Here is a 23103-nt window from a genome sequence, read left to right as displayed (position 1 = left end):
TTCTATGCATTTAGGGTGGTAAAGGGAATTTTTTAAAACAAGAAGGTTTCAATCGGCAAAAGAATCGGACACCGAAAATTTCAGAAATCAAATTAATGGGTAAAAAGGTTGGGCTGAAAACTAAATAATTAGTTATCGTATCTTATCATCGTACTATCATATAATAAGACAATAAGATTATCCGATAATATGATAATATTTTTGTAATATTGTCTTACGATAAGATACTTATAAATCAGGTGTTTAAAGAAAAATTATGGAGAGATTGAATATAGAAGATTTCAGCTATTCGGGATTAGTTGATTTAATTCAGGGTGACACAGAGGTTGCTGGGGATGTACTTTATGACCTAGCTTTTCAGTTGAAAGAATTAAATGAGGAAATAGATGAACTGGAGAAAAAATTGAAAAGTGCAGCTCGTCAAAAGGCAGAATTATATGCAGCATCACTAAGAGTACTTAAACACATTAATAAAGAGGTTCCTATATCTGTAGCAAGAGAGAAGGTAATAATTCAAGTATTTGATAGTGGGTATCTAGAAATTAATAATAATGTCATCTAGCAAGTTATGAAAAACATTCTAGAGGAAATTATCAAGTTATCTTCCGAATTAGGAGCAAAAAAGAATTTAGAAAAATATAAAGAGCTGGCAGATAAAATCGAAATACCTAAAAATTATGGTGTTTTTGATTTTGATAGATGCTTTTTGAATCCGCTTAGAAAATTTGCTGAGGTATTGATAAAGGTCAAAATATCGGAAAATCCTGATGTGGTTGAAATTATAATGAACCACCAGTACTATGTTCGACATTTTGAACACTGGATTCAGCGGATAGAAGGTTCAGCATTTTGTCATGATAGAAGCACTATGCTGGTAGATATGCTGATTGCCTATTACCGCAAAAAACAGCCGATGGTTTTTGATTATGAATGTAAGCTCTCATTTTGTTATCCAAAGACAATATTTAACACACAGCAAAAGGTTGTGGAGTTTTATGAATCTGTCAAACAATTGAGGTATGGACATTCATACAACTATATAGTTTATATAGAGCCTATGATTGATATGGTTATACAAGCAAATCCTAAAAATAAATCATAATATGTTATCAAATCAAAGCTTTGGTCAAGCCCTCTACGCTGCCAAATTAGGCAAACGAATTTCTCGTGAAGGATGGAATGGAAAAAATATGTTTGTATTCCAACGCCCAGAAGACAAATTGTCACTAAAAACGGTAGTTCAACAAGTAAAATCATTACCTCAAAGCGTAAAAGATTTTCTTCATGTCAATTGTAAAAATGAAAATGGGGATGCTATTCCTTTAGAGGATGGTAAACCCGTCAAATTTGGGGCATACTTATGTATGTATGCTGCCGATGGATCGATTGTGAACGGATGGTTAGCTAGTCAAACAGATATGTTAGCAACCGACTGGTGCATTCTTGACTAAAATCATAAATCAGTAGAGCATCAATACGTGCTCTGCTGATTTTTTAATCAATCATGCAGACTACGGTGATACTTATTGGGAAGGATGGGAGGTTCCCAATCTGGAACAAGCAAGAGGGCTTGGCAAAAAATGACGAAATAGCAATTTGGCTTTTTAAGTATTGTGGATGGTACTGCGGTCAGGAGTTTCCGCAGTTGCTGATATCGGAAGAGGAAATTCCTTGGAAAGAAGGCTCAGAGTTTTTTAATCATAATCCCTTACACCTGTATGTACTAGGTGAGCGGATAATAATGAATTAATCCTTTTGTAAATTAAAGTCAGTTATGGAAAAGATTCAAGTTATAAAAGAATTCTTCAAGTATAGATTAAAATATAGGCCATTTGATGTTGGATGTCAACCACATGGATTCATTTGTCATGTTGAATTAGATAAAAAACAGACAGGTTTTTTCGGAGAATTAACATACACTCGTCAATTGTCAGAAGAAGAAATACGAAAGTATGAGCTTTTCCCTGTATAAAATTAACCACTAATCTATTTCAAAATGAAATCACTAATAAGCAACTGGTCGTATTTGCAGCGCAAATTTAGCAAAATGGGATATCGCCAAGCAATTCAAATAATTTACTTTATGGTTTGTATTCCTTCAGCAATACCAACTACCGAAGACAGAGTTGTTGATTTTTTAAAAACTAAACAAGAACCAAAATCTAACATCTTTAAAAGAGTTTGGCTATGGATATATTATGCCCCAGTTGTGGGGATAACGCTACTATTAATGTATATAAAATTTAGTTTGAGAAAACCTTAGAATGGTATGGAAGATTTAAGTAAAAAAGTAGATAAGTTGGTTGAAGTTCTAAAAGAAAAAGAAACCGACTTACGTCATAAATTGAAATTTTGCAAAGAACACAAATTTGAAAAAGAAGAAGAATGGTTGAGAATGAAATATCAAATTGTAAATGAGATACGATTTGAAGTAGAGTTGTTGAAAAGCGAAAATAAGTTTTGTCCAAAATTAAGCTTTTAATTGCTGAGAATATCATGAAATCATTGTTCGAAAACTTGATTTATCTCAGAGATAAATTCAAGAGTTTAGGTTTTATTAAATCCATTGATTTGATATATACACTAATCTTTTACCGATTGGAATACATTGAAAATATTACAAAACGTAAGCTTCAGGACTGGGAGATTGATGATGATGGGGAAGAATACGAAATTGAAAATAATAGTGGGTACTATTTGGTAAAAAGACTTTGGTTATGGTATTTACTTTTTCCTTGGATTGTAAGTTTTCAAATTGGCGTGGCTATTCTTTTAGCTGTAGTTAATACCATTAGATTTATTCATAGCTATAAAAGTAGTTGGATTCAAACAAAAGAAAAAATATCATTTAAGCAAAGAGTGCACTACAGAACAAGACTTTGGAAATAATATGGATCCTGAACAAAAGCATGAATACTGCATCCAAGTCAATAGCGTAACATTAGGGCGTTGTTCTTCTTGTAGGCACTGGAATACAGATAGAGAAGAATTTAAAAACAGTAATAAAGGATGGGGATATTGCACTAATAATGCTGTAAGAACACCTATGCAAGATACTGAATGGAAAAACAATAACGAGTTAAATGTCAAGCGAGATAGTATAATTACATCAGACTTTAAAGGATTTCTTACAGAAGAAAACAGAAAAAAAGGTATTGTTGGAATCTTCCAAACTGGTGAGAATTTTGGGTGCATTCATTATGTACTTGCTGACGATGATAAACTTAAATAGCTACTTCATGGAACCTCAACAAGAATACACTACAAAAGTTATAGAAAAGCCTATACATGCCAAACCTAGCCTGTATGCTTATTACTTCGAGCTAATAAAAGCTATTGGTAAAAAGTATGGGTACAACATTGTAGTTCATGGCTCAATGAATCGTGACCTTGATTTGGTGGCTATTCCTTGGAATGCTGCAATGGGTGATAAGGAACAGATGATAGATGAGATTTGTGAAGCTTTGGGCGGTACGCTTTTGATGATGAATACTAGTGTTGATGACCCAAAAGGTGAACGTTTTACTACTACTTATCACGGACGTATGCAGTATGCCGTGAATATCAATAGGGATATTGCTCACAAATATGATGGTACTCATTCTGAAATTAAGGATTATGCTGACCCACAGTACTATTTGGATATTTCAGTGTTGCCAATGAAACATGAGGCTGTAAAAGTAGAAATACCAAGTGTAGAGCAACCACAGGCTGAGGTAATTGTACAAAGTGGATCTAGTGTTGAAACAGTATATCAGCTACTTATGTCCAAAAACCTTGTAACAAAATCTTTGAGTTTTCAAAGGGATAAAATTGATGGTAGACAATTTAAAAAAGAATTAGTCATTGAAAACATCCTAACAGGAATTATTAATATTCATGAAGAGACGGATATAAATTATGAAGTAAGAGCCACATTGGATTTTGAATCACATCTTAAAAGGAATAGCGACAGAATTAATGAAATAAAGCAGTATTTGACTATTGTTTAAAATAGAGTGTTATGGAAGGCATAAATAGGCAAACACTATTCTTTGATGATTTGGTCAGGCATATTGAAAAAATATATGCTTCAAATAATGATTTGATAAAAGGTAAATTTGAAGGTTACAGAAGATTTCTAGAATATTTAGGTCTTGAATATTATCCTTTGGGTATTGTTTCTAGCAATATTTTTTGGGATCTAAAAATGAAAAGTTTATGTTCAAATTTTACTTATGTTATTTATAGTGAACATATTCGTACTTCAGATGAACTGGTCATTTTTGATAGTGAATACAAATTGAATGATATTGCCAATTATGATGAATTGAAATTGAAGTTAGGGGATTTAGATTATTCATTTCTTCATAAAGGAAAAATATCAAGTGATAGATTTCTTATTCTTCATAAAAGTGAGGATGGTATTAATTTCAGATATAGTGTAGTGTCAAAAGACCCTTCTATTGTTCCAAATATAGATTTTTACCCATTTATTGAATGAAAAAAGCCTCAGTAATGAGGCTTTTTTGTTATAGTATTAATTGAGAAATCAATATTGATACTTTGAGACCACTGAGGCTTCCTATACCAGCACCAAGGGCGTAAATGTATCGTTCTCGGTTTTCTCCAAAGGCTACTTTTTTGACATTATATGTCCAAATGAGATTGATTAAACATGCCGAAATAAAAGAGCCCACTAAGAATTGTTTACTAATAAAAAACGTGTTGATTGCTACAAAAAACACTTGAAGAAATCCAGTGATAAATATTTTCATGATATAGTAAAGCCTCATTGCTGAGGCTTTTTTTATGAGGTTAGATGTATTATCGTATTACTGTAATATTGTATTGTCGTATTTTTGAAATACGTTTTATTGCTCAGAATCGCTATTTTTTGTAAATGAGGCTTTGATAATACCACCAAGTACCAATAACAAAATATCTTTTAGGATATCTGTTAGTTTTTCTAAATAGGTAATCATTGGTGTATCAAATCCTTTCTGAAAAGCGTATGCGAATGACATCAAGAAAGCCAAACAGATAGTCAAGGTCAAAATTACACCGATGACGTTTCCTGTTTGGGTGCGAGTCTTGAACAGATTCTCCACGAAGTTTCTAAAGCTCATTATTTCCAGTGTTTTAATAGGTTTCGAAAATAGCTTTTGATTCCTCCAGCTTGTACTACTTGTCTGCGTAGGTTTTCGAGTCCGACAAGAATGGTAATAAAAGCAGCAATAAAGCTGATAGGGTGTGGGTTGGTGATGGATAAAATCACAGAAGTTATTGTCAGTTTTTCGTGAATGAAAATGTTCATGGTATTAAGTAGTGGTTAGGTGTAGAAAGGGGAGATAATGCCCCTTTTGATTTAAAAGACTACTGACAATACTCCAACTACAACGCCAACAGCGCAAGCAATCCACCGTTGTTGCCGTAGTGTTGCATTGGTATCTCTCAACTTTTTATTTTCAGCCTCATCCTGAGCCTGTTTGTTAAGATAACCAATTTCACGTCGTTGTGAGTCGATTTGCTCAAGCCTTCTGGCTTCCTTTTCAGACTGTAGTCCATTGCGAAGCTCCTGGCATTCAGCTTGGACTATTGGGAGTATCTTTTCGGCATACTCGGCCTTGTCGAGTCGTTCACAACTTACTGATAAGAAACAAGGTGGTTTGGGCTGTAGGGGCTTTACTTCATTTTGAGATACCCCAATATGCGCGCCTAGCAGAATCAGTACTAGACACACGAATTTTAGTGCTTTCATATTTTAGCGAGTCAGCTTTTTGTAGGTGAAGAGATGTTTTAAGGTTTTGGATTGCAATTGAATCCTTGATGGTAATGGTTGGTGCTTGTGGCTTTGGCTTTTTGCGACAAGCCTCAAACGTAATAATTAAGCAAACACAAACAAACAGAATAATGATTGCATTGGCGATGGTGTGTGGTTTAGGGGACATAAGTTCTTCGATATTTAGTGACGTACATTTTAATTTTAGTGTCGTATTTGTTGGTCTTGTAAGCTGGTCCGTTGTAGGCACGTGCAAAAGAAGCATAGTCTTCAGCTTGTAGATATTCGTGCAAGCCCTCAGCGAGTAAGAATCTACAGAATACCTCTAGTTGTTCGGCTTCGCCTTTTTTGAGATAGTCGACCATATCACCGACGGTTTCAAAACCTACGATTTTGTAGTTGAATCCCATCATTTGGAACTTACCCCAGCTGGTGGCCATCATAGCAGCTTCGGGATCGAGTGCAAATGCTTGGCTAAATCGACGGTATTCGTCCTCAGAATTTGAAGGAGAAAAACGCTGTGTAAAGTCTGGGTAACAGAGAGTTGGATACTTTTTGCTCAAGGTATCTCGTTTTTTGGCATACACATAAAACTTATGCCCTTCAAACTTGATTTTTATCTTTTTGCTTCTCAAAAAGCCCTTCCCTGAACTTTCGACGGTATCAACTGCCATGATAGTTGGTACATCAACCTCAAGCAAAGCCGCTGCCTGTTTGAGGTGCTCTTTAGTCATTTCCATAGGTGTAGAAGTAGAATTATTGGTAGAGTTCGTTCAATTCCTCATCGGTGATATCGCAATCAACAAACTCAACCTCTTTGATAAAAGTGATGCTTAACTCTCGACCACATACGCTCAATTCGGTAGCATCATAAAAAACATGCGCTTCAATGTCGTCGTTGGTATCTATTTTGGTATGCTTGTTGGGCATAATCGATAAATTTCCATTGCGAGCTTGGGCGGTAAATAGCCATTTCAAAACTTTCAAAATATGAGTTTTGGCACCTTCCAATGCCATAATCTGCTCGCTGACGCTTTCGGGTCTTACCTGTCGATAGATTCTGATAACAAAGTTTATTTTGTTCCAAAAGGTAGAGTTTTCTTTGGCGAAACTATCAATTGGGTAAGATACCTCCATACAATAGGATTTTAAATCTAATCCACCTCCAGCCATCTTTTTGATTTCATCATCTGACGACATGATATAGCGCTTTGGTTTGGAATTGGTCTTGCTGTGTCCCAATACCTTAACAGCTATGTTTTCGAATATGATATTAAACTCTTCTACGGTCATTGCTTGTTCTTTTTAAGTTCTTCTTCGAGCTGAAGCGAACGTCTGATATCTATTTCGTATGATTCAATCACATCGGTAAAGGACGATAAGTCGACGCTATCTTCAATCAAATTATTACTGGATCTAAGTTGTGATAAACCTTTGAGGCTGTAGTAAGAACTCATTTCGTTGGATGACTTTTCAGCTTTGTCAGAGGGTTTATAAAACTCAGGATATAGTTTTTTAGTACGCTCAAATTGTCCATCAAAATAGTCTAGGATTAATCTTTTTGTGATGGGGTCTATTTTGCTAGCTACCCACATGCACCATTTATGTGGCTCTGTTTTTGGGATAAAAATCTTTTTGAAAAAGTATCCCAAAAAGGGAGATTAGTAAGCCAGTAAGGTGCAATCAACCAAGCCACGGCCGTGTTTACTTCATCGATATGAGCATCGGCATTTTTGCTTACCAGCATTAGTTCGAAGTATGCCTCTCTGAACTGGCGCATAGTTAGCCCAGCAAAGAACTCATCGAACAGTTGAAGCCCAAATTTGTACTTGAAAGGCTTCACTGATAGTGGTGTAGTGTCTTCTTTTAGGAAAGAGATACATTCCATTATCTGTCTTAAAAAAGGCTCGGCACGTACAAAATATAACACTACGTCTTTACCAAACTTGTCAAGAACCCAGACAAACAATTTCCCAATTAATGTCTGGTAGAACCAGGGGCGAAACTCTAACTGATAGAATATCCACCAAGCTATTTTGAAATTACGAGGGTTGAGCAATAACAAAAGTAGTACCACGGCATCGGGCTCAGACGTAGTTAGGTTATAAGCCTTGAGGCGTTTGAGTTGCCAAGGTGATAGCTCGTTGATACTACTAGGTATTTCGAGAATATAATTATTTATTGTAATTTGTCTCATGTTAAAATAGCGTTATTTTACCCAAATCCTTTGGTAATCGTGTAGTGCTGAAATAATCTGTTTTCTCATACTCAGGATAGGTATCAGCATTTTGGTTTAGCTCGTCGATTAGCTCCTTGATTTTTGAATCTGCTGTGTTGAGAAACACATTTTTGTAATATTCCAAAGAATCTTTATCCAAAGATTTTTTTCGATTGGATAACTGGGCAGAGCTATTATCAAGCAAGGCAAACATTTGTTTTTCGAAAGTAGCAGACAACCCAATAATTGAATTACCAAATGCCAGATTTGCGACATAAGGTTGGGCGTATTCTTCTTTCAAATAAACATAATCACTACCATCATCAGTCATGATTTTGTCGACCAAATTCTGGTTGAGTTGTTTGATAAGCCTAACTTGTGCAGACTTAAGATTACGCTTCATTTTGGAGAAAATGGCACGACTGATATTCATGCTAAGAATGTCGCCAAGCTCTTGAGCATTTTTGACGATGCAGTCATTGAGCTTGGTGAAGTAAATAGAATTTTTCCATCCAGAAAGATGCGTGCTGTTTGAAGTCTCCATCAACTCCAACATACGTTCCAAAGCGTCCTGACTTCTTTTTTGGAAAGAAGCAATTAGCACTTCGACCGAATTATCCGTAGCAGCACGTGACTCCTGCCCTTGCCCTTGCTTGAGACCAGTTATCGAAAAAAGTACTCCACTGGTTTGGGCAAAGTTTCCGAGTGCATCGCAAAAAATGGCAGTAGTAAGTTGCTTGAAAATTTCTGGAACAGAGTCATCATTTGAGAGAATAGCATCATAAGCAGCTACGCCAATGATATCTCTTACCATGTACTCTGAATCTTCGACATTGATAGCAAAAGCCTCTTTGTTGAAGTTTCCAGAGGTACTAGCATATTTTTGTACTGTTTCTGATAAGTCAATTACATTTAAGATATTCATTATGCTGCGGTTGGGTCTTGCGTTTGACGGTCTTTAGGGCTAATGGCATCGCTGCTAAACATTGTGGCACGGGTTACTTTGAATGTCTCAATGCCATATTCGTTAAAGTCTGCAATGAATTTTGGTATCTCCATCAGGAATTGTTCAAACATCCATTGGTTTACTTGAGCCAAGTTATAGGATTGGTTTTTATTTGAACCTCCTGAAGCTGTACTTCCTTCGGACGATGAGTACTGAGCTGAGTCAACCATTACAGCCCAAAGGATTTGTTTTTCGACCCAGTTAGCATCGGCATTATATTCTGAATCAAAAGTGTTTTGGTCTACCTTAACAACTTTGATTGATTGCTCACCATCCTCTAATAATGGCGCAAGAATAGTTTTTCCACTTTTATCAACACCTGAATTTGACTCTTGGAATTTTGTTGCTATAGTCTCAAAAATTTCATCAATTTTTGTAGAGGCTTCCTCTCCTTCTTTTCCACCTTTGGAGGCTAAATCCATCAGGTTTTCAAATTGAGGATAGTTTTGCTTTACATAGTCTTGACTAATAAATAAAATTTTGTCAAGTCTTGTTAGGTTTTCCATTACCCATTTCTTGAAATTGACAATATTATTGGCATAGTCAAGAAGTCCAGATTCAACTACTGAAAAGTGATCAGGTAAAGCATAAATATCAGAATCGCTAGGGATTCGAATATGGTAGACAAATAACTTATCCTTATGGTTCTTCTTAATAAGCTCTTTTAGGTTGGTTACAGGATCATACCATCCATCAATAAGTGGATATAGCTCTTTTGCTTGAAGACTATTATATTTTTCCCAATCGCCAACTGCACAATATTTAGGTTCATTTTTACCATTAATAATTATGCGACATTTTTCATCCTTCAATATTTTTGCTTTGGCGATTTTACCAAAATCATTGATTGAAAAAAGTACATAAACTTGATACCACTTTTTGATGTTTTGTGCAGCAGGAATAAAGCAATCAATAGTAAATCTAGATTTTCTCTTAAACTCTTGCCAATCTTTGTTTACCTCTGGTATAAACATTAGCTTATTATCGTTAACTTCAGTTTTACCGGGGCTTTCACCTAATCCCATTAATTGTTGTGCTGAGTATAACAAACCGACTTTATAGATAGGTGATTTTTTAAGTATATTTCTTAAATTATTAGGGAAAAGATTATCATCACCATTAAATACAAGCTTTAAATCCTCATCAGGTTTTTTATCATTCAAAACCTTTTTGATGTCTTCTTGTTTTGGAGTTTCATCACCAGACCGATTAAATTCACTCCTTACAGAGCTATATTCCATTACTACGCCAAGTCCTTGGTCAGTAACTCTAATAGGTATCAAGCTGTTCATATTGTGGATAATTCACCTCTTTGCTATTGAGGTGAGTGATTAGGTGTTGTTTCATTGATTTAATTTCTTCAGTGTCGATTAGATAAAATTTCCAATCCTCTGCGAATATCCAATCGTCGTTTTCAACGTTTTCAAAACTATCAGAGTTACCACCTAGATTTTTGGTATTTCTGGCCAAAATACAGTTTTTGAACTTTATGACTTTGCCAGTTTTTTCAGCAGAACCCCATACTTCAAATGGTATAGGTTTGCCATTTTGGTCAAGCTTGTTCATTTCTGACCAAGCCTGACGTAATGAAATTAGTGGGCTAAATTCTAAAGTGTCCATGTTACAAAATAGGTGTCCACATTAGGTGTCCACATTAGGTGTCCACATTAACGAATTTTAAAATTGAATTTCTGACCTAAAGTATTTTCTTGGAAGAAATAAACCATCAACCCGTCTACTGCTTCTGTAATGTGCGATTGCTCTTCGAGTGGAATCTTTGTGCCTTTTTTGTCAGTTTCGCTCGATTTGTCTTTTTCTATAATGGTAACTAAAGCTTTTTTCTGGCGACGCTTATCTACTATTTTCCATTTTTTGGATGTTTTACGCTTTACTGCTTTAGCAGCTTTATAGAAATTATGACAAAGCTCTGTTTCGAACTCAAAACAAAAAGGTCCTGTACCGTTCATTACCTCAGCCCACATTCTAAAGCGTTCATCATGAGAGGTTACTTTGTATTTTTGAGCTCCAACGAACCAATCTTTTGAGAAGGAATCACGGGCTTCTTTCCAGTATGGAACAGCTCTGGAAGCATCTACAAAGTCACCTGTGGTATCATATACAATGGTAACTTTTTTGTACTTTCGAGCTTTATAGAACTCTTCAAATTGCCGTACTACATCTTGAATACCCTGACCAGGACCCAACATTGAGTAAAAGATATTTAGTAGTCGCAATCGTTTCCTTCCGTTTTTGGTTTGTTGCTGACCAACTGCTAATGATATCACGTTGTTGTTCCAGTCAAAACATAAAACCAACTCTTTATTGATGTCATCGCCAGTCGTGTATTGGTAGTCCCATTTATCCAAGGCGTTTTTTTTCTGGACATAATCCCAGTTGATTCCCGAAAAACCATGCTTTTCTCTGTCGAGATACATGTAGTAATATCGGAGGCCTTTGGTTGGGCGAATACTCAGTACATTGAGCATTACATCCGAAACTGGGTTGGTTAAAAATTCTTTGATAGTATCATAGCCCAATACATGCATGTTTTGGATACTTGAGTACTCCATCACCATGACTGCTTTGGAACGAAAGAAATGCAAGCGCTGTTCTAAGTCCTCTATTTCGCTTTCGAGTTGCTTGGTAAGTCGCTTATTTTTGCTTTCGATTAGCTTTTTGCGAAGTTTCCATTGCTTGAAGGAAAGACTAGCAATAAGCTGAAGCAATTCGGCATCGACACGGTCATAGTACTGATACATCCAGTGTTCGGGATCATCGCTCATATCGGATACTACCGTTACTGAGTGATGACAATATCGGTCACCAAAGTATTCGAGCTGACCACGATTCATAAGGTTTACTTCCTTAACCCTATCCCATTTGAGTAGTTTTGCTTCTTCCCAAATGATTGCATCGACAGACATACCATTGAAATGGCTTTGGAAATTGGTACTTACATAAACCATTGCAGCACCAGTATCAAAAAACACAAATCCCTTTGGATTAGTAATTACTTGTAGAGGTTTTGGGATACCTTCGGGTGGAAATTCGTCAATCCAATAGTTGACATTTTTTTCCATTCCGTATTTAGATAAACCTGTAAAAAGTGCTGGCAAAATGACTGTAGTTAGGTGCTTGAATGAGTCACATCCTAACAAGAATAAGCACCCTGGCATAATGTTTATGATGTCCCATACCCTGTACACAGTTATACCAGTAGTTTTACCCACACCACGACCTAAAATAGAAATCAGAATACGTGGTCGATAAATCAAAGCCATTTGTTGAGGCGTATTGCCATGTACTTTGATTATGTCAAATTCATCTTCTTCATTATTTTGAATCATCTTCTATAGGTGTAGAATCGACATCCTCAGCCATAGATGCCAGCATTTTGCTTGCTTGAGCACTTGACTGTGAGCCGTATTTGTTTTTAAGCTTAGACTCCAACTCTTGTAAATCTGACTGAGTTTCAATTACCTCACAAGCTTTGAGTAAGAAAGGATTGAACTCTACAAAAATCATTTTTGGTCGACCTGAATCAGTTCTAATGATTTTCTTAGGACGTTTTTCAATGATTTCTTTTTGTATTTTTAACAGGTCTTTTGCAGTACCTAAGTCTCCACTTTCAAGAGCTAAAGCAAATAATTCATTGGCATTGTTTTCCAAAATATCATATTTGATATAGTAGTTATCAATGAAAGTCATTTCAAAAATCTCCTCGGCTCTTCTGTAATCAATCGTAGCTTGACTGTATGAAACACCGAATTGCTCTTGAAGTAATTGAAGAATCTTTTTCTTGATTATAATAGGTTGCTTATTGTAATCTGGACTTTCGGCATAGTCAGTATTAATAAGTAACTGCTTAGTTTCATAACAGAACTTCCAACGCTCCATCATCAAAATAGCCTCTTCGGACATAGTGGGTATCCGATTGTTTTTACAATAAGCTTCAATGGCCTTTTGTATCTGATTAGAGGTTCTAACTATTTTGTTTGATGTACTCATAGGTGTCTTGTAGTTGCTTTAATTCTGCTTGGTAAGATTCGAGTTTTTCAGGCTTTAGTTTACCTTTTTGAGCTTTGGTAATGTAGGTTCTTACCGTCATAATTCGTTTCCAAATTTCTTCTTTAGTCAGGTCAGGTTTTTCGATAACTACTGTTACTGGCAAAAAACCATTCTTTCGATAGTAGACTATATCTTGCCAAACGCGCTTTAGCTCAATCCGAACCTTGCCAAGTCTATTGATAATTTGAAGACGCTCTTTATCAGTAAATCTGTCCTGATATCTGACAGTTTGATTAAGCATAGCTTTAATCGTAGTACGAGTGTTGTACAAAGATTTTCTTTTGGCAACTAGCTCTTTTACTTCGCTTGGTGCATTTTCTGAATCTTCTGAAAATGTACCATCTGGTTTACGCAATAGGTCTTGAGTTTCAGGTTTTTCAACTGGCTTTTCTTCTGGCTTTTCAATTCGCTTTTTTTCGCTTTCGTTTCGCTTTTTGGGTTCATAAAGGGGCTTTTCAGGCTCTTTTTGCGTATTTGATAGAATTTCTAAAAGCGTTTCTTCCAATAGCTTTTTAGTCGCTTTTGTTTCGCTTTTTGCAATCCAATTAGCGATAATTTGCTTGTCTGGATATTGCCTTAAAATCTCAAGACCTTCTTTGTAGTCCTTATGCTTCAGCCATTGGTTTATCATTTTGCTTTGTCGCTTTTGGTTTGCTTTTTTCTTTCAGAATATCGTTGAGATGTCCTTTTTCAAAAAGCTCATCAACCACTTCAATCGGTAGAACTTGAAGGTCGACTCTAAAAGCAATTTTTTCTTTTTCAAAAGCAAATGGCGCGCCTGGCAACAACTCATATTTTTCTTCAAATGCATTCATCTTAGTAATGTTTAGGTAAAGTTTTGTCATGTTCTAATAAAAATCCAGCAGCGTTTTACTGCTGGATTTCTTTAAATGTTACTCAACTTATGCAGTTTTTAAAGGAACTGTTACAGCAGAATCCAATACAAAACCACGGTCTTGCAACACTACTGTAAAGTCGATATATGCTTCTTTGCTGGCATCTTTAATGTCCCATTGTGTAACTACACAAGGGAATCCTTGACGACCATAGAGCATCTTTTGACCTTCTTTTCTAGTTGCTGCCATGAAAAGTTGACTCTTGGCTTGAATCTTTCTTGCAAAGCCCAATGCCGATGGAGAAGCGTGCAAACGACCAGTGATAGTAGTAGTAACTGCACCGTTTGAATCCTGAACGGTTGTAAAGTCAACCACTTTAGTTTCTGTGTCCAGAGTCAATGCTACAAAACCATCGTTGGCAGTTACTGGGGTGAATGCACCAGTGCTTGTAATAGCAGCTGTATTAGTTGTAGTGCCATCCATTACTGGTGGTGCTGGCGTTGCTGAAAATGTATCAGCATATGCAACCAATAATTCATTTGAAAGGCCAGTACCCCATGAAGAGCACTGAGCCACTTTTTCTAATAATTTTCTAGTACACATAGGTGTAGAACGTTAAAATAGGTTGTGATAAAATATTGGAGGAAACAGGAGGGCTATTCAACAAAATTGCCTTCTGAGTCAACCTCTTTAAAGATGGTTCCTAGCTTCAATAGTTCTTGAAGTGCTGCATCATCCATCTCTTTAATTGGGATACGGTTGACGTGGGCGATTTTAGAACCATACATTGTACCAGCAATTTTTACAGCAGTTATGCCTTTTTTCTGAAGACGTAAAATCAAGTTTTCCTCTTCAGCTTCTTCGCTAAGGGTCGCACTGTCGACGATGCGTTGCAACTGAGTATTTTCAGACTGTAAAGCAATGTTTTGCTTAGTGAGCTTTTCGACTTGTAAAGTCAACTCTGCAACTTTGTCTTCCAATTCGTTTACTTGTTGCTCAAATACTTCTTCAATACTTCCTGTTGATTGAGGTTCAGAGGCATTTTCTGATTGATTTTCAACAGTTGTTTCGATTACTGAATTGTCAGATTCTACTACGTTTTTTTCTGCAACATTAGCAGATGAATTATTTTGCTTTGCCATTTTTGCTTTTTGTTAGAATAATGAAAAAAAGGGCTGGACTATGAAGTCACAGCCCTATTCATAGATTTATAGGTGAGGTGTAGAGTAGGTGTAGCGTATTTACTAGGCTTAGTCAAGCTCGTTGACAGCCAACTCACGGTCGTTGATGATACCGCAACCAAATACACACTTGAAACCGATAGTTATCTTGTCGTGAAGGTCACCTTTCATTGTCATTTTTGACATAGTATCGCTCAAGCCTTGGTCATGTTGGTAAACAATGTTCTCTTTTGGAGTAACGATAATCATACGTGAGCTATCTGGCATCCAGTCGGCTTTCATGACACGGCATTTGTTGTTTGTGCCATGTAGGTAATAAATCTTATTACCATCAGCATCTTGGAAATAACCGCTTTCGCCATGATTACGACGGTTGTCTTCTTCAAACCACTGGAATACTGTGTCTGATACATAAGCTTGTACACCTTTGTTTCGAACAGCTTTAGGTAAGCCATTGAATACTTTTTTGATGCTTGCTTCTGTGTTACCAGATTGTGCGTTTGAATTCCAACCAGAACCAGCAGTCAATGTACCAGTGGACACGACGTTGATTAATGAATTGGCATCAGCACGCATTTCATCGATTTGCTTGAAGAAACCATCAATAATGCGAAGGTGCTTAGGTCCAGTAGTCAAAGACTTGTCGCCATACCAAAGAATATCAAAATAGATTTTCTCCAAAATTGTCTCAGCAATTTGAAACAAAGTCTGTTGCCAGTATGGAATATCACCTGCAGTGGTGTTGACAATTTCATCTTCGAATTTTTCGCGATAATCTTCTGGGTCAAAGTCGAATTCGTCGGTAGCGGCTTTTACTTCAAGATACTTTTCACTCCAAACCATTTTGTCTGCTGCAATCGAATCTGGATTTGATTTAGCATAAGGTTTTAAGTCTGGAGTAACAGTTAAGAAACGGTATCTTTTACGGTCTCTAACCTTTGAGTCAATCTTGAAATGGTCAGCTACTTGCAATTTCTGAAGTGCTGCCAAAATCAATTCTTTTGACACAGGACCCAAAGAGCGCTGTAATTGAGTGGTGTTTACAGTTGCCATGTTTTTTAATTAGGTGTAGATTATTAATTAGGTAGTAGAAAATGTTGGTAACAGTCGACTTACTTCTTCTTGCCAAAATTCATTGGCTTAGTTTTCAAAGTTTGACTTGAAGAGTCGGGGTTTTTAATACTGTTATCAATTTGATCCTCTTCCTCTGTATTTGGTTTTGGAGGTGCACCAGCAGCTTGCAACTGTTGTTTCAGATTTTCAATTTCAGTGTCTTTTTCCGACACTTTTGCTTGTAGGTCTGTAACCTTAGTTTGCTCTGCTGTCAGGTTGTTTTGAAGTTCGATAACCTTCGCATCGGCTGAGGCTTTTTGTGATACTTCACCTTTTAATTGAGTGATGCTTTGCTCAAGGTCAATTACCTTTTGCTCAGATACCTCTTTTGCTAAAAGTGCTTGCTGAAGTTCCTCAGCCTCCATTTCTTCAGTGACTTGAGTTACCTCAATGCCTGGCACTTTGGAAATAATTGCATGAGCTCTTTCAGTCATTAGCAGTTTTACTTTTTTAACTGGTTGTGACATTGTGTTAGATGATTGGGTTTGAAGTACGAGATATGCGATGGCCTCTTCATAACTCATAATGCCGTCGACAAGACCGCTATTGAGTTCGAGTGATTTGGAAGCTGCTACCTCCAAGCCGTCGAGGGCATCGGCTGATAATTGTGGACGATGAGAAGACGCAACATCCATGAAATTTTTATCGAGAGGGTTCAAAATGTTCTCCTTGATAAGTGTGGAGTCATTGTTATTTTCCATAGCACGGTGTCCGCCATGCTTTTGCCCAGATGTATCTGCATAGATATACTGGTAGTAATCATTTGCTTTACGGTACAAGAAGACAGTACCAATTGAGCCAACAATTACGTCGGGGCTGGTGACGTAGATGATGTCGGCAGCGGCAGCAATGTAGTAAGCGGCACTACCAACAGTACCTTTTCCCAAAGCCATTTTGGGTTTGGTTACCTCTGCGATTGCATTGGCAAATTCCCAAGTACCTGCGCTTTGTCCACCGCCTGAGTTAATGTAGAGGAGAATAGCTTTGACACGCTTATCAGCTTGAGCAGATTTAATCCATTGTGTCATTGTTTCGGTACCAGCAGACCAGCAGTAGTCTGACTGAATGATAGTACCAATGATTGGGAATACCAGTACACCATTGTCCAATAGTACAGGTACGTTATCGTATCTGTTACTATCTGCGAATTCAGTAGCATTTTCTATCTTAAAGAACTGTTCAGGTTTTTCGGCCTGTTCAAACTTGTTTTCAAGATATAACTGTGCTGCCTGATGTAGACCCTCAACATGTGAATTGCTCACATGCCACAAGCCCATAAACATCGCATTTACAATAGCGTTACTTTTCATTTTTTAGTGGTTAGGTTTAGATACCCTTCTCGTTATTAGTGGATACAAATTTTGTATCTAAGCAGAAAGTTTTCAAGGACGTTTTTTTGAGGTGTAGGCATGAAAAAACCTCCTGTGTTGGCAGGAGGTTTTTGGGGGATTATAAATTATAAATTATACAGAGGTATGAATGTCGTTTTGATATGCTCCACCCTCTCCAAAGAGACTATTATAATAAGAAAGGCTATCTGCATCTAATCTACTGTAACATTGCTCTGCACTTTCACCTATATTTTTTGCTACATCTAAATCTACAATGTGCATAAAATAAAGAATTTTACTGCTTGCGCCATTCAGTTCGAAATTACCGAACGGTCCTGCAGAACCAAACTTATAAAAACTAAAAACATTATCAGTGCCGCTTGGGCTACCTGTAGGTCCATTAAGACCTACTATAGAGCGTCTATTACCAAGTACATTTCCAGCAAATGTACTTTGGAATTTGTTGCCAGAAATACTATCTCTTTCAAAACTAACAAAGTAGTTTGAAGAATTTTGCCTTTTAATTAGAAAGTCAGAGGTTATGCTAGTTGTAGGCTTTCTCGTTATTTTTTCCCAGACTTCAATTAAAAATTTATGGCCACTTGTAACCATATAGTTAGCGATTAAATCTGGGATGTTTAAAATTAAATCGTTCCCGTTTTCTACATCGTTTTCTTGTGATATAATAACATGTAAGCCTTTTTTTGATGTAACTTCAGAGATGGATTTTCCTGTAATTAATGAATTTGTAACACTTAGAGATAATGTATTTTCATCTCCAGTATTCAAGATTTTGCTTGCTTGTTTCCAAGCTAAATTTCTTATTTTGGAATTGTTAGTAGGAACAGAACTGAATTTTTGCTCTGTATTTCCAAAATTTACCAGAAGTATTGATCCATTATTAGCAATCTTGTCCAATTTACTTTTGCCTAGATTACTATTTGAAATTGTGCCTGAAACTCTTATTCTATATCCCATATTACAATATTTTTTGAATTTTTTTTGAAATGAATTTTTTCGCCAATGTTTTACCTAGAAAAATTTGACCTTCTGTAGATGGATGCGTCGAATCCTCATAGTTTGGGTTTCCAACATATATATTAGTATTCCCATTTCCAATTGCATCTATTTGCTCGTGACCTATGTAACCAATTCCCTCGAAAATATCTTTTGTGTCAATGAATAATAAATTATTTTGACTTGCAATATCTGATAAGATGTATTGGTATTCATCCCATTTCGCATTTTCGAAAGCTCTAGGAAACCAGTTGCCAATTATAACTATTTCAGCATTAGGTTTTGCATTTTTAATCTTGTTGATTGTATTTTCAACTGCATTACGAAAATTAGCTGCACTATATGCGTCGCCTGTATCATTAAGTCCCCCTGCTAAAAATATATAATCAAAACTGTATGGAATTACATCTGTATCTACTCTGGTTTGAAAATTTGTTCTTCCATTTTGACCAGGATTAATATAACCTGTGCCTCCTAGTCCAGAAGCCCAACATTCAATACCTGTAATGTCTGAAAAAACTTGGACAAAACTGTTCCAGGCTTTAACCCCTGCAGGTTCTCCAAAGCTATCTGACATAAATACTGCTTTCTTTCTAGTTGAAATAGGTTTACTCAAGGAACTATTATCACTTATTTTAATTCCACCAAATTTGAAATTATCTGAGGTTTGTATTGTTATTTTTCTATTAGCCTTTCCACCATTGAATTGATATTTTTTGAAAAATAAATTACCTCCAGCAGGTGTTTCGAATTCATCAATAACTAGATTCCCTAATTTTATACGAGCTTTTCCTGAATTCCCGTAACAAAAAATTTCAAATTCATTTGCATTAATTAAGAAATCAATTGTAAATGAACATGTAAAATCAACTCCAGTCACATGATTTGAATGAGCAAATAAATTCGTTGGATATGAATTGCCCATCTGCACAATATTACCTGCGCTGTACAAGTATTTTTGACTTGTAATTGGATGATATAATGTGCCTGTAATATTAGAATTGCTAGAAATTTCAGAGATATAACAAATATCTTTTTTATCTCTCTGATTGTAGTACAAAGATTCTAATCTAACATCCTCTCTAAAAGCAAACTGTTTTTTTGTGTAAGTTTTAGTGAGCATTGTCAAAACATTATTAAGAAGTAAGATTTGATTTTCTGAATAATCTTCTTCTAAGTTCTTGAGTACTAACTTTCCACTTTCATTTGAAGTACTTTTCAGCTTACCATCAAAACCTAAAGCATATATGATATTATCATCATCATCAACAAACTCAATTATATTATCATTGAATTGAGGATTCAACGGCAATGGTGTTAGTAAAGAGTTTTGAACGGTTTGTTCTAGATCGCTTAGTTTTATCTTCTTTTCCTGAAAATCTATATCACAAACAAGTTTTCCATTCACAAATTGAAATAAAACTTGTTCTCCTACTTCAAAGCTTAGATCATAGCCAGAAAATTGAGAATTAAGCTCATCAACAAAATTAAATAAATCAATACTAATCGACTTAGCCTTTAGTTTGCTTGCAGGTAAAGTATTATCCTTTAGGGCAGCACCATCTATAGAGTTATTCTCTATAGTTTCTCCTATTTTTTTAGTTTTACAGAAATTTGATTTCCAACATACACAGATAGGTAATTACCTATCTGTGAAAGATTTTCACTACTTACGTATTCTTTTACTTGTATTTCAAAATCTAGCAGACAAAAATCTGAACCATTATCTTCCAAAAATAGAGATAACATAAAAAATCCTTCTGCTGTATTTTCATAAGAATTTTGACTGTCAAGAAAATCTTTTTTGATTGTTATTGTATTATTTAGAATTGTTATGCCGTTTGTGACGGTTAAAGTATCCAGCAAAACTCCATTTGAAGTAATATATGCTTTTACATTTTTACCTAAAAATGTAAATGGATTTTCCAATATGTCGAAAAAATCAACGTAGTATAGCCAAGTTTGACCCTTTTTTACGACTGTATTAACTTTTACAGGAACGTTATTTATGTCCATATCAAAATGCTTTTATAATAGTTAGGTAAAAATCTTTTCGAGTAGTATCATTCGGATAACAGCTTTGCCAATCTGATGCAGTAATATTTCCTGAGTAAGTATTGCCATTGATAACAACTCTCCATTTGCAGGCTTGTGGCTCAACTAAGTATGGTCGGCATGCTAATACACAGATATATCCATCATTAGTATATGCAATCCGAACGGGGAGACGGTTGGCGTTTTCACGAAGCTCTATACCATTGTGAGTTTGCCATGTAGCACCATTATCATAGCTAACTTCAGTTTTCCATCGTTGAAATTTCAGGTTTGGACGTAGACTTGCGAGACTTACATCCTGCCCACCTACATTTATTTTTCTGAAAATGTAGTTGATGGCACCCATTACACCATTATAGCCATCCATGTAGCTTCCTGGCACTGGCCCCAAATCCCAGATGTGCCAGTTGTAAACGCCAGAGAAAAACAAGTTTAGACCTCCCTCAAACATTAAGTGTCTTGGCAGATATCCACGACTTGAGCCTTTTTCATCTGGATTGAACAAAGTATGGTCTGACCAAACATAACCTGCAAGCTCACCAACTCCTCCAGCGTCTTGAACGCACTTGAACATCGATGAAACTTTTCTGCCCTGTAATTCACCAAAATACGCATCGGTTTCGGTGAGATGTATTGCTCTTGCTAGTACGTGTTGCACGTTATATCCCGTAGCTCCAGAGTCGTCATATTGATTACCAAAGTGCTTAACAATATGCTTTAGGTTGCCTTGAGCATCAAAAAGTTGCATGTTTTCATCTAAACCAGACTCAAATTTTCCTTCTAATGCTTCGCAACTTAAGAAGTTTTTAGTGTCCTTAATGTGCCAGTTACTTTGATCTCCTGATGGACCCGACATGCCAAAAAGTGTATTAATAGCTAATGATTGTCCATTAGCACTCAATATCATGGGATTACCTGTTGACTTTGGATAGTCATAAGTTCCGTCAGGTTTAGTTGGATAACGTGCCCAATTGAAATTACCATACGTGAAAAGTGGACTTAGATATATACCAATATTGAAGCCTGCTATACGATCACTCATTCCTTTCGAAAGAGCCCGCATTTTGTGACCATCAGTATCACTTCCACCAGTTACTTGCGCAATCTCTACATCGAGGCTTGAGCAAAATACATTTGCTCGACCATTTATTTGATCTCCTAGCCCAAAGTTTCCAACTCTACTATACCCATCATTATAGATATTAATCAAAGGCTGTGTGTCGTAATATTCAGTACTATTAGGATACTGGAAAAATCCTCTTCGAGTAGGAGGCACACGACTCACAAAAGTTTCGAAAGATTTATCTGGACACCCATTTTCCCATGCAATATTTGGCCAACGGTCTAAACATGGTTCAAGGTTATACTGATTATTTGAAGTCCATATACCTTTAAGTTGTTGGTCAATGTTTTGAAAGAAACTTTGAGGCATTTCGGTAGACACAAAAAACGTTGGTATGTCTCTGCCCAAATAGCTATCATATATTTGAGGAACCTGAACGTTTGGCCATAGCTCTGGCGAGAACTTATCGTTGTCTGTTTCCAAAGGAACATTCATCCATAGGTTAGTATAGGAGGATGTTGAACTCGGAATAGTATTGTCAGTAGGTGTGGTGCTGCCACCTGATGGTGCTGTATAGGCAAAACTCAAGATATCTGTTCCAACACAGCTTTGGGCAGTAAGTCTCATATTATAAGTGCCTGTAGCAAGCCCCGAAACATCCGCTGAGATATAGCCAGAAGTTGGTACAATGTTACCAGTTTTTAGAACCGTTCCTCCCGAATTAAGTACATCATATTTGAGACTATAAGCATTACAACTTCTGAACGACATATCCAGTACGGTAGTACTTGTTCGTTGTCGCACATATTCGAGCTTGAAGTCAGGCGTACCACACCCACAATAATTAGTAGGTATAGTGGTATCCGTTAGGTTTTTTTGAACTAATGCAATATTGGCAACCTCAGCCGTTTGTTTGATTTTGGCGACAGGGTTGATAATGTTTGGTCTGCGTGTACTCCAACCTTGGAATATATTATTATTTGTATAAAGCGCTTTGAAGCCCGTTGCTTTTGCACTTTTGGTATAATAAACGGTAAGCCCTACGTCTGTTACATCGAGCTTGATTGTACAGGGTATTGTAACTTTTGCTTGGGAGTAAATAATATTGGCAGTACTGTTGTTGGCGTTCCTAAAAGTAATTTTCAGAGAGTCGTTTACTAATAAAACGTGTACCGCTGCCAACTTGCCATCTTGCTTGTTAGATCCCGTAGCGTTTTCGTTTCGGATGCTAATTCCAACGCCTGTTTTCTTGTCTGAGACCTTTTTGAAGTAGGCAGAATAAAAATAATTGCTCGGAACGTTATTTTTATAACGGTTGAACTGTACGTTGTCCAGATTTGGACTCAAAGTGCCGCTGCCTTGTAGGACTACATTGGTGTTGTCTTTTACGATAGTTTGGGCAGGGGTCTTAAAAAATAATAGTGTGAGTAGAACAAAAATAAGATTTTTCATAG

Annotated in this window: 32 protein-coding genes; 10 read left to right on the top strand and 22 right to left on the bottom strand. The window is 36.4% G+C overall.

Going from position 1 to position 23103, the window contains the following annotated elements; translation table 11 throughout:
• The first annotated feature begins 256 nt into the window (after window positions 1–256).
• The 10 genes from BWI92_RS21640 (at window position 257) to BWI92_RS21590 (ending at window position 4483) form a co-directional block, all read left to right on the top strand.
• Window positions 257–562 (top strand): hypothetical protein, encoded by a 306-nt coding sequence (locus tag BWI92_RS21640; protein WP_095166727.1) that lies wholly within the window; start codon window positions 257–259, stop codon window positions 560–562.
• Window positions 563–568: 6 nt separating this feature from the next.
• Complete coding sequence (locus BWI92_RS21635; RefSeq protein ID WP_095166726.1) at window positions 569–1102, top strand: hypothetical protein; 534 nt, start codon at window positions 569–571, stop codon at window positions 1100–1102.
• 1 nt (window position 1103) lies between these two features.
• Window positions 1104–1451 carry a DUF2829 domain-containing protein gene (locus BWI92_RS21630; RefSeq protein ID WP_095166725.1) on the top strand — a complete coding sequence of 116 codons (348 nt, stop codon included), beginning with the start codon at window positions 1104–1106 and terminating at the stop codon, window positions 1449–1451.
• 53 nt (window positions 1452–1504) lie between these two features.
• Window positions 1505–1750 carry a hypothetical protein gene (locus BWI92_RS21625; protein WP_095166724.1) on the top strand — a complete coding sequence of 82 codons (246 nt, stop codon included), beginning with the start codon at window positions 1505–1507 and terminating at the stop codon, window positions 1748–1750.
• A 24-nt stretch (window positions 1751–1774) separates the two neighbouring features.
• On the top strand, window positions 1775–1972 hold the full coding sequence (locus BWI92_RS21620) for a hypothetical protein (protein WP_095166723.1): 198 nt from the start codon (window positions 1775–1777) through the stop codon (window positions 1970–1972).
• 297 nt (window positions 1973–2269) lie between these two features.
• A complete protein-coding gene (locus BWI92_RS21610) occupies window positions 2270–2482 on the top strand; it encodes a hypothetical protein (RefSeq protein WP_095166721.1) in 213 nt (70 codons plus the stop codon).
• Between the two features lie 14 nt (window positions 2483–2496).
• Window positions 2497–2889, top strand: a complete 393-nt coding sequence (locus tag BWI92_RS21605) for a hypothetical protein (RefSeq protein WP_141234873.1) — start codon at window positions 2497–2499, stop codon at window positions 2887–2889.
• 1 nt (window position 2890) lies between these two features.
• Entirely contained in the window at window positions 2891–3232 is a 342-nt protein-coding gene (locus BWI92_RS21600) for a hypothetical protein (RefSeq protein ID WP_095166719.1), read from the top strand.
• 7 nt (window positions 3233–3239) lie between these two features.
• On the top strand, window positions 3240–3992 hold the full coding sequence (locus BWI92_RS21595) for a hypothetical protein (protein WP_095166718.1): 753 nt from the start codon (window positions 3240–3242) through the stop codon (window positions 3990–3992).
• An 11-nt stretch (window positions 3993–4003) separates the two neighbouring features.
• Window positions 4004–4483, top strand: coding sequence for a hypothetical protein (locus BWI92_RS21590; RefSeq protein WP_095166717.1), 480 nt, complete (start codon window positions 4004–4006; stop codon window positions 4481–4483).
• Window positions 4484–4853: 370 nt separating this feature from the next.
• Here BWI92_RS21590 and BWI92_RS21580 read toward each other — a convergent pair whose 3' ends face one another.
• The 22 genes from BWI92_RS21580 to BWI92_RS21475 form a co-directional block, all read right to left on the bottom strand.
• The gene (locus BWI92_RS21580; RefSeq protein WP_095166716.1) at window positions 4854–5108 is read right to left on the bottom strand and encodes a hypothetical protein; all 255 of its coding nucleotides are present in this window, start codon (window positions 5106–5108) and stop codon (window positions 4854–4856) included.
• Window positions 5108–5296: a hypothetical protein gene (locus tag BWI92_RS21575; protein ID WP_095166714.1), complete on the bottom strand. Its 189-nt coding sequence runs from the start codon at window positions 5294–5296 to the stop codon at window positions 5108–5110. Before BWI92_RS21575 ends, BWI92_RS21580 begins: the two co-directional genes overlap by 1 nt.
• Window positions 5297–5347: 51 nt before the next feature.
• Entirely contained in the window at window positions 5348–5722 is a 375-nt protein-coding gene (locus BWI92_RS21570) for a hypothetical protein (RefSeq protein ID WP_141234872.1), read from the bottom strand.
• A gap of 197 nt (window positions 5723–5919) precedes the next feature.
• Window positions 5920–6501: an N-acetylmuramidase family protein gene (locus tag BWI92_RS21565; RefSeq protein WP_095166710.1), complete on the bottom strand. Its 582-nt coding sequence runs from the start codon at window positions 6499–6501 to the stop codon at window positions 5920–5922.
• A 16-nt stretch (window positions 6502–6517) separates the two neighbouring features.
• Window positions 6518–7054, bottom strand: a complete 537-nt coding sequence (locus BWI92_RS21560; protein ID WP_095166708.1) for a hypothetical protein — start codon at window positions 7052–7054, stop codon at window positions 6518–6520.
• Complete coding sequence (locus tag BWI92_RS21555) at window positions 7051–7356, bottom strand: hypothetical protein (RefSeq protein ID WP_095166706.1); 306 nt, start codon at window positions 7354–7356, stop codon at window positions 7051–7053. Before BWI92_RS21555 ends, BWI92_RS21560 begins: the two co-directional genes overlap by 4 nt.
• Window positions 7347–7958: a hypothetical protein gene (locus BWI92_RS21550; RefSeq protein WP_095166704.1), complete on the bottom strand. Its 612-nt coding sequence runs from the start codon at window positions 7956–7958 to the stop codon at window positions 7347–7349. Before BWI92_RS21550 ends, BWI92_RS21555 begins: the two co-directional genes overlap by 10 nt.
• A gap of 1 nt (window position 7959) precedes the next feature.
• A complete protein-coding gene (locus BWI92_RS21545) occupies window positions 7960–8904 on the bottom strand; it encodes a DUF6712 family protein (protein ID WP_095166702.1) in 945 nt (314 codons plus the stop codon).
• A complete protein-coding gene (locus BWI92_RS21540; RefSeq protein ID WP_095166700.1) occupies window positions 8904–10277 on the bottom strand; it encodes a hypothetical protein in 1374 nt (457 codons plus the stop codon). The genes BWI92_RS21545 and BWI92_RS21540 overlap by 1 nt, the downstream gene beginning before the upstream one ends.
• The gene (locus BWI92_RS21535; RefSeq protein ID WP_095166698.1) at window positions 10255–10605 is read right to left on the bottom strand and encodes a hypothetical protein; all 351 of its coding nucleotides are present in this window, start codon (window positions 10603–10605) and stop codon (window positions 10255–10257) included. Before BWI92_RS21535 ends, BWI92_RS21540 begins: the two co-directional genes overlap by 23 nt.
• Before the next feature lie 47 nt (window positions 10606–10652).
• On the bottom strand, window positions 10653–12332 hold the full coding sequence (locus BWI92_RS21530) for a hypothetical protein (protein ID WP_095166696.1): 1680 nt from the start codon (window positions 12330–12332) through the stop codon (window positions 10653–10655).
• Window positions 12319–12993, bottom strand: coding sequence for a hypothetical protein (locus tag BWI92_RS21525; RefSeq protein WP_141234871.1), 675 nt, complete (start codon window positions 12991–12993; stop codon window positions 12319–12321). Before BWI92_RS21525 ends, BWI92_RS21530 begins: the two co-directional genes overlap by 14 nt.
• Window positions 12968–13684 (bottom strand): hypothetical protein, encoded by a 717-nt coding sequence (locus BWI92_RS21520; RefSeq protein ID WP_095166692.1) that lies wholly within the window; start codon window positions 13682–13684, stop codon window positions 12968–12970. The genes BWI92_RS21525 and BWI92_RS21520 overlap by 26 nt, the downstream gene beginning before the upstream one ends.
• Window positions 13659–13868, bottom strand: a complete 210-nt coding sequence (locus tag BWI92_RS21515; RefSeq protein WP_095166690.1) for a hypothetical protein — start codon at window positions 13866–13868, stop codon at window positions 13659–13661. Before BWI92_RS21515 ends, BWI92_RS21520 begins: the two co-directional genes overlap by 26 nt.
• A gap of 87 nt (window positions 13869–13955) precedes the next feature.
• Window positions 13956–14492 (bottom strand): hypothetical protein, encoded by a 537-nt coding sequence (locus tag BWI92_RS21510; protein WP_095166688.1) that lies wholly within the window; start codon window positions 14490–14492, stop codon window positions 13956–13958.
• 53 nt (window positions 14493–14545) lie between these two features.
• The gene (locus BWI92_RS21505) at window positions 14546–15031 is read right to left on the bottom strand and encodes a hypothetical protein (RefSeq protein ID WP_095166686.1); all 486 of its coding nucleotides are present in this window, start codon (window positions 15029–15031) and stop codon (window positions 14546–14548) included.
• A gap of 108 nt (window positions 15032–15139) precedes the next feature.
• Complete coding sequence (locus BWI92_RS21500; protein ID WP_095166684.1) at window positions 15140–16123, bottom strand: hypothetical protein; 984 nt, start codon at window positions 16121–16123, stop codon at window positions 15140–15142.
• A gap of 59 nt (window positions 16124–16182) precedes the next feature.
• Complete coding sequence (locus tag BWI92_RS21495; RefSeq protein ID WP_095166682.1) at window positions 16183–17493, bottom strand: S49 family peptidase; 1311 nt, start codon at window positions 17491–17493, stop codon at window positions 16183–16185.
• Window positions 17494–17646: 153 nt separating this feature from the next.
• Entirely contained in the window at window positions 17647–18492 is an 846-nt protein-coding gene (locus BWI92_RS21490) for a hypothetical protein (protein ID WP_095166680.1), read from the bottom strand.
• A 1-nt stretch (window position 18493) separates the two neighbouring features.
• Window positions 18494–19939, bottom strand: coding sequence for an SGNH/GDSL hydrolase family protein (locus BWI92_RS21485; protein ID WP_141234870.1), 1446 nt, complete (start codon window positions 19937–19939; stop codon window positions 18494–18496).
• A gap of 182 nt (window positions 19940–20121) precedes the next feature.
• Window positions 20122–20547, bottom strand: a complete 426-nt coding sequence (locus BWI92_RS21480; protein WP_095166676.1) for a hypothetical protein — start codon at window positions 20545–20547, stop codon at window positions 20122–20124.
• Between the two features lies 1 nt (window position 20548).
• On the bottom strand, window positions 20549–23101 hold the full coding sequence (locus BWI92_RS21475) for a hypothetical protein (RefSeq protein ID WP_095166674.1): 2553 nt from the start codon (window positions 23099–23101) through the stop codon (window positions 20549–20551).
• Window positions 23102–23103: the final 2 nt, after the last annotated feature.

This window comes from Flectobacillus sp. BAB-3569, from assembly GCF_002270355.1.
Taxonomy (GTDB): Bacteria; Bacteroidota; Bacteroidia; order Cytophagales; family Spirosomataceae; genus Flectobacillus; species Flectobacillus roseus.
This window is presented reverse-complemented; position numbering and strand designations above follow the sequence as displayed.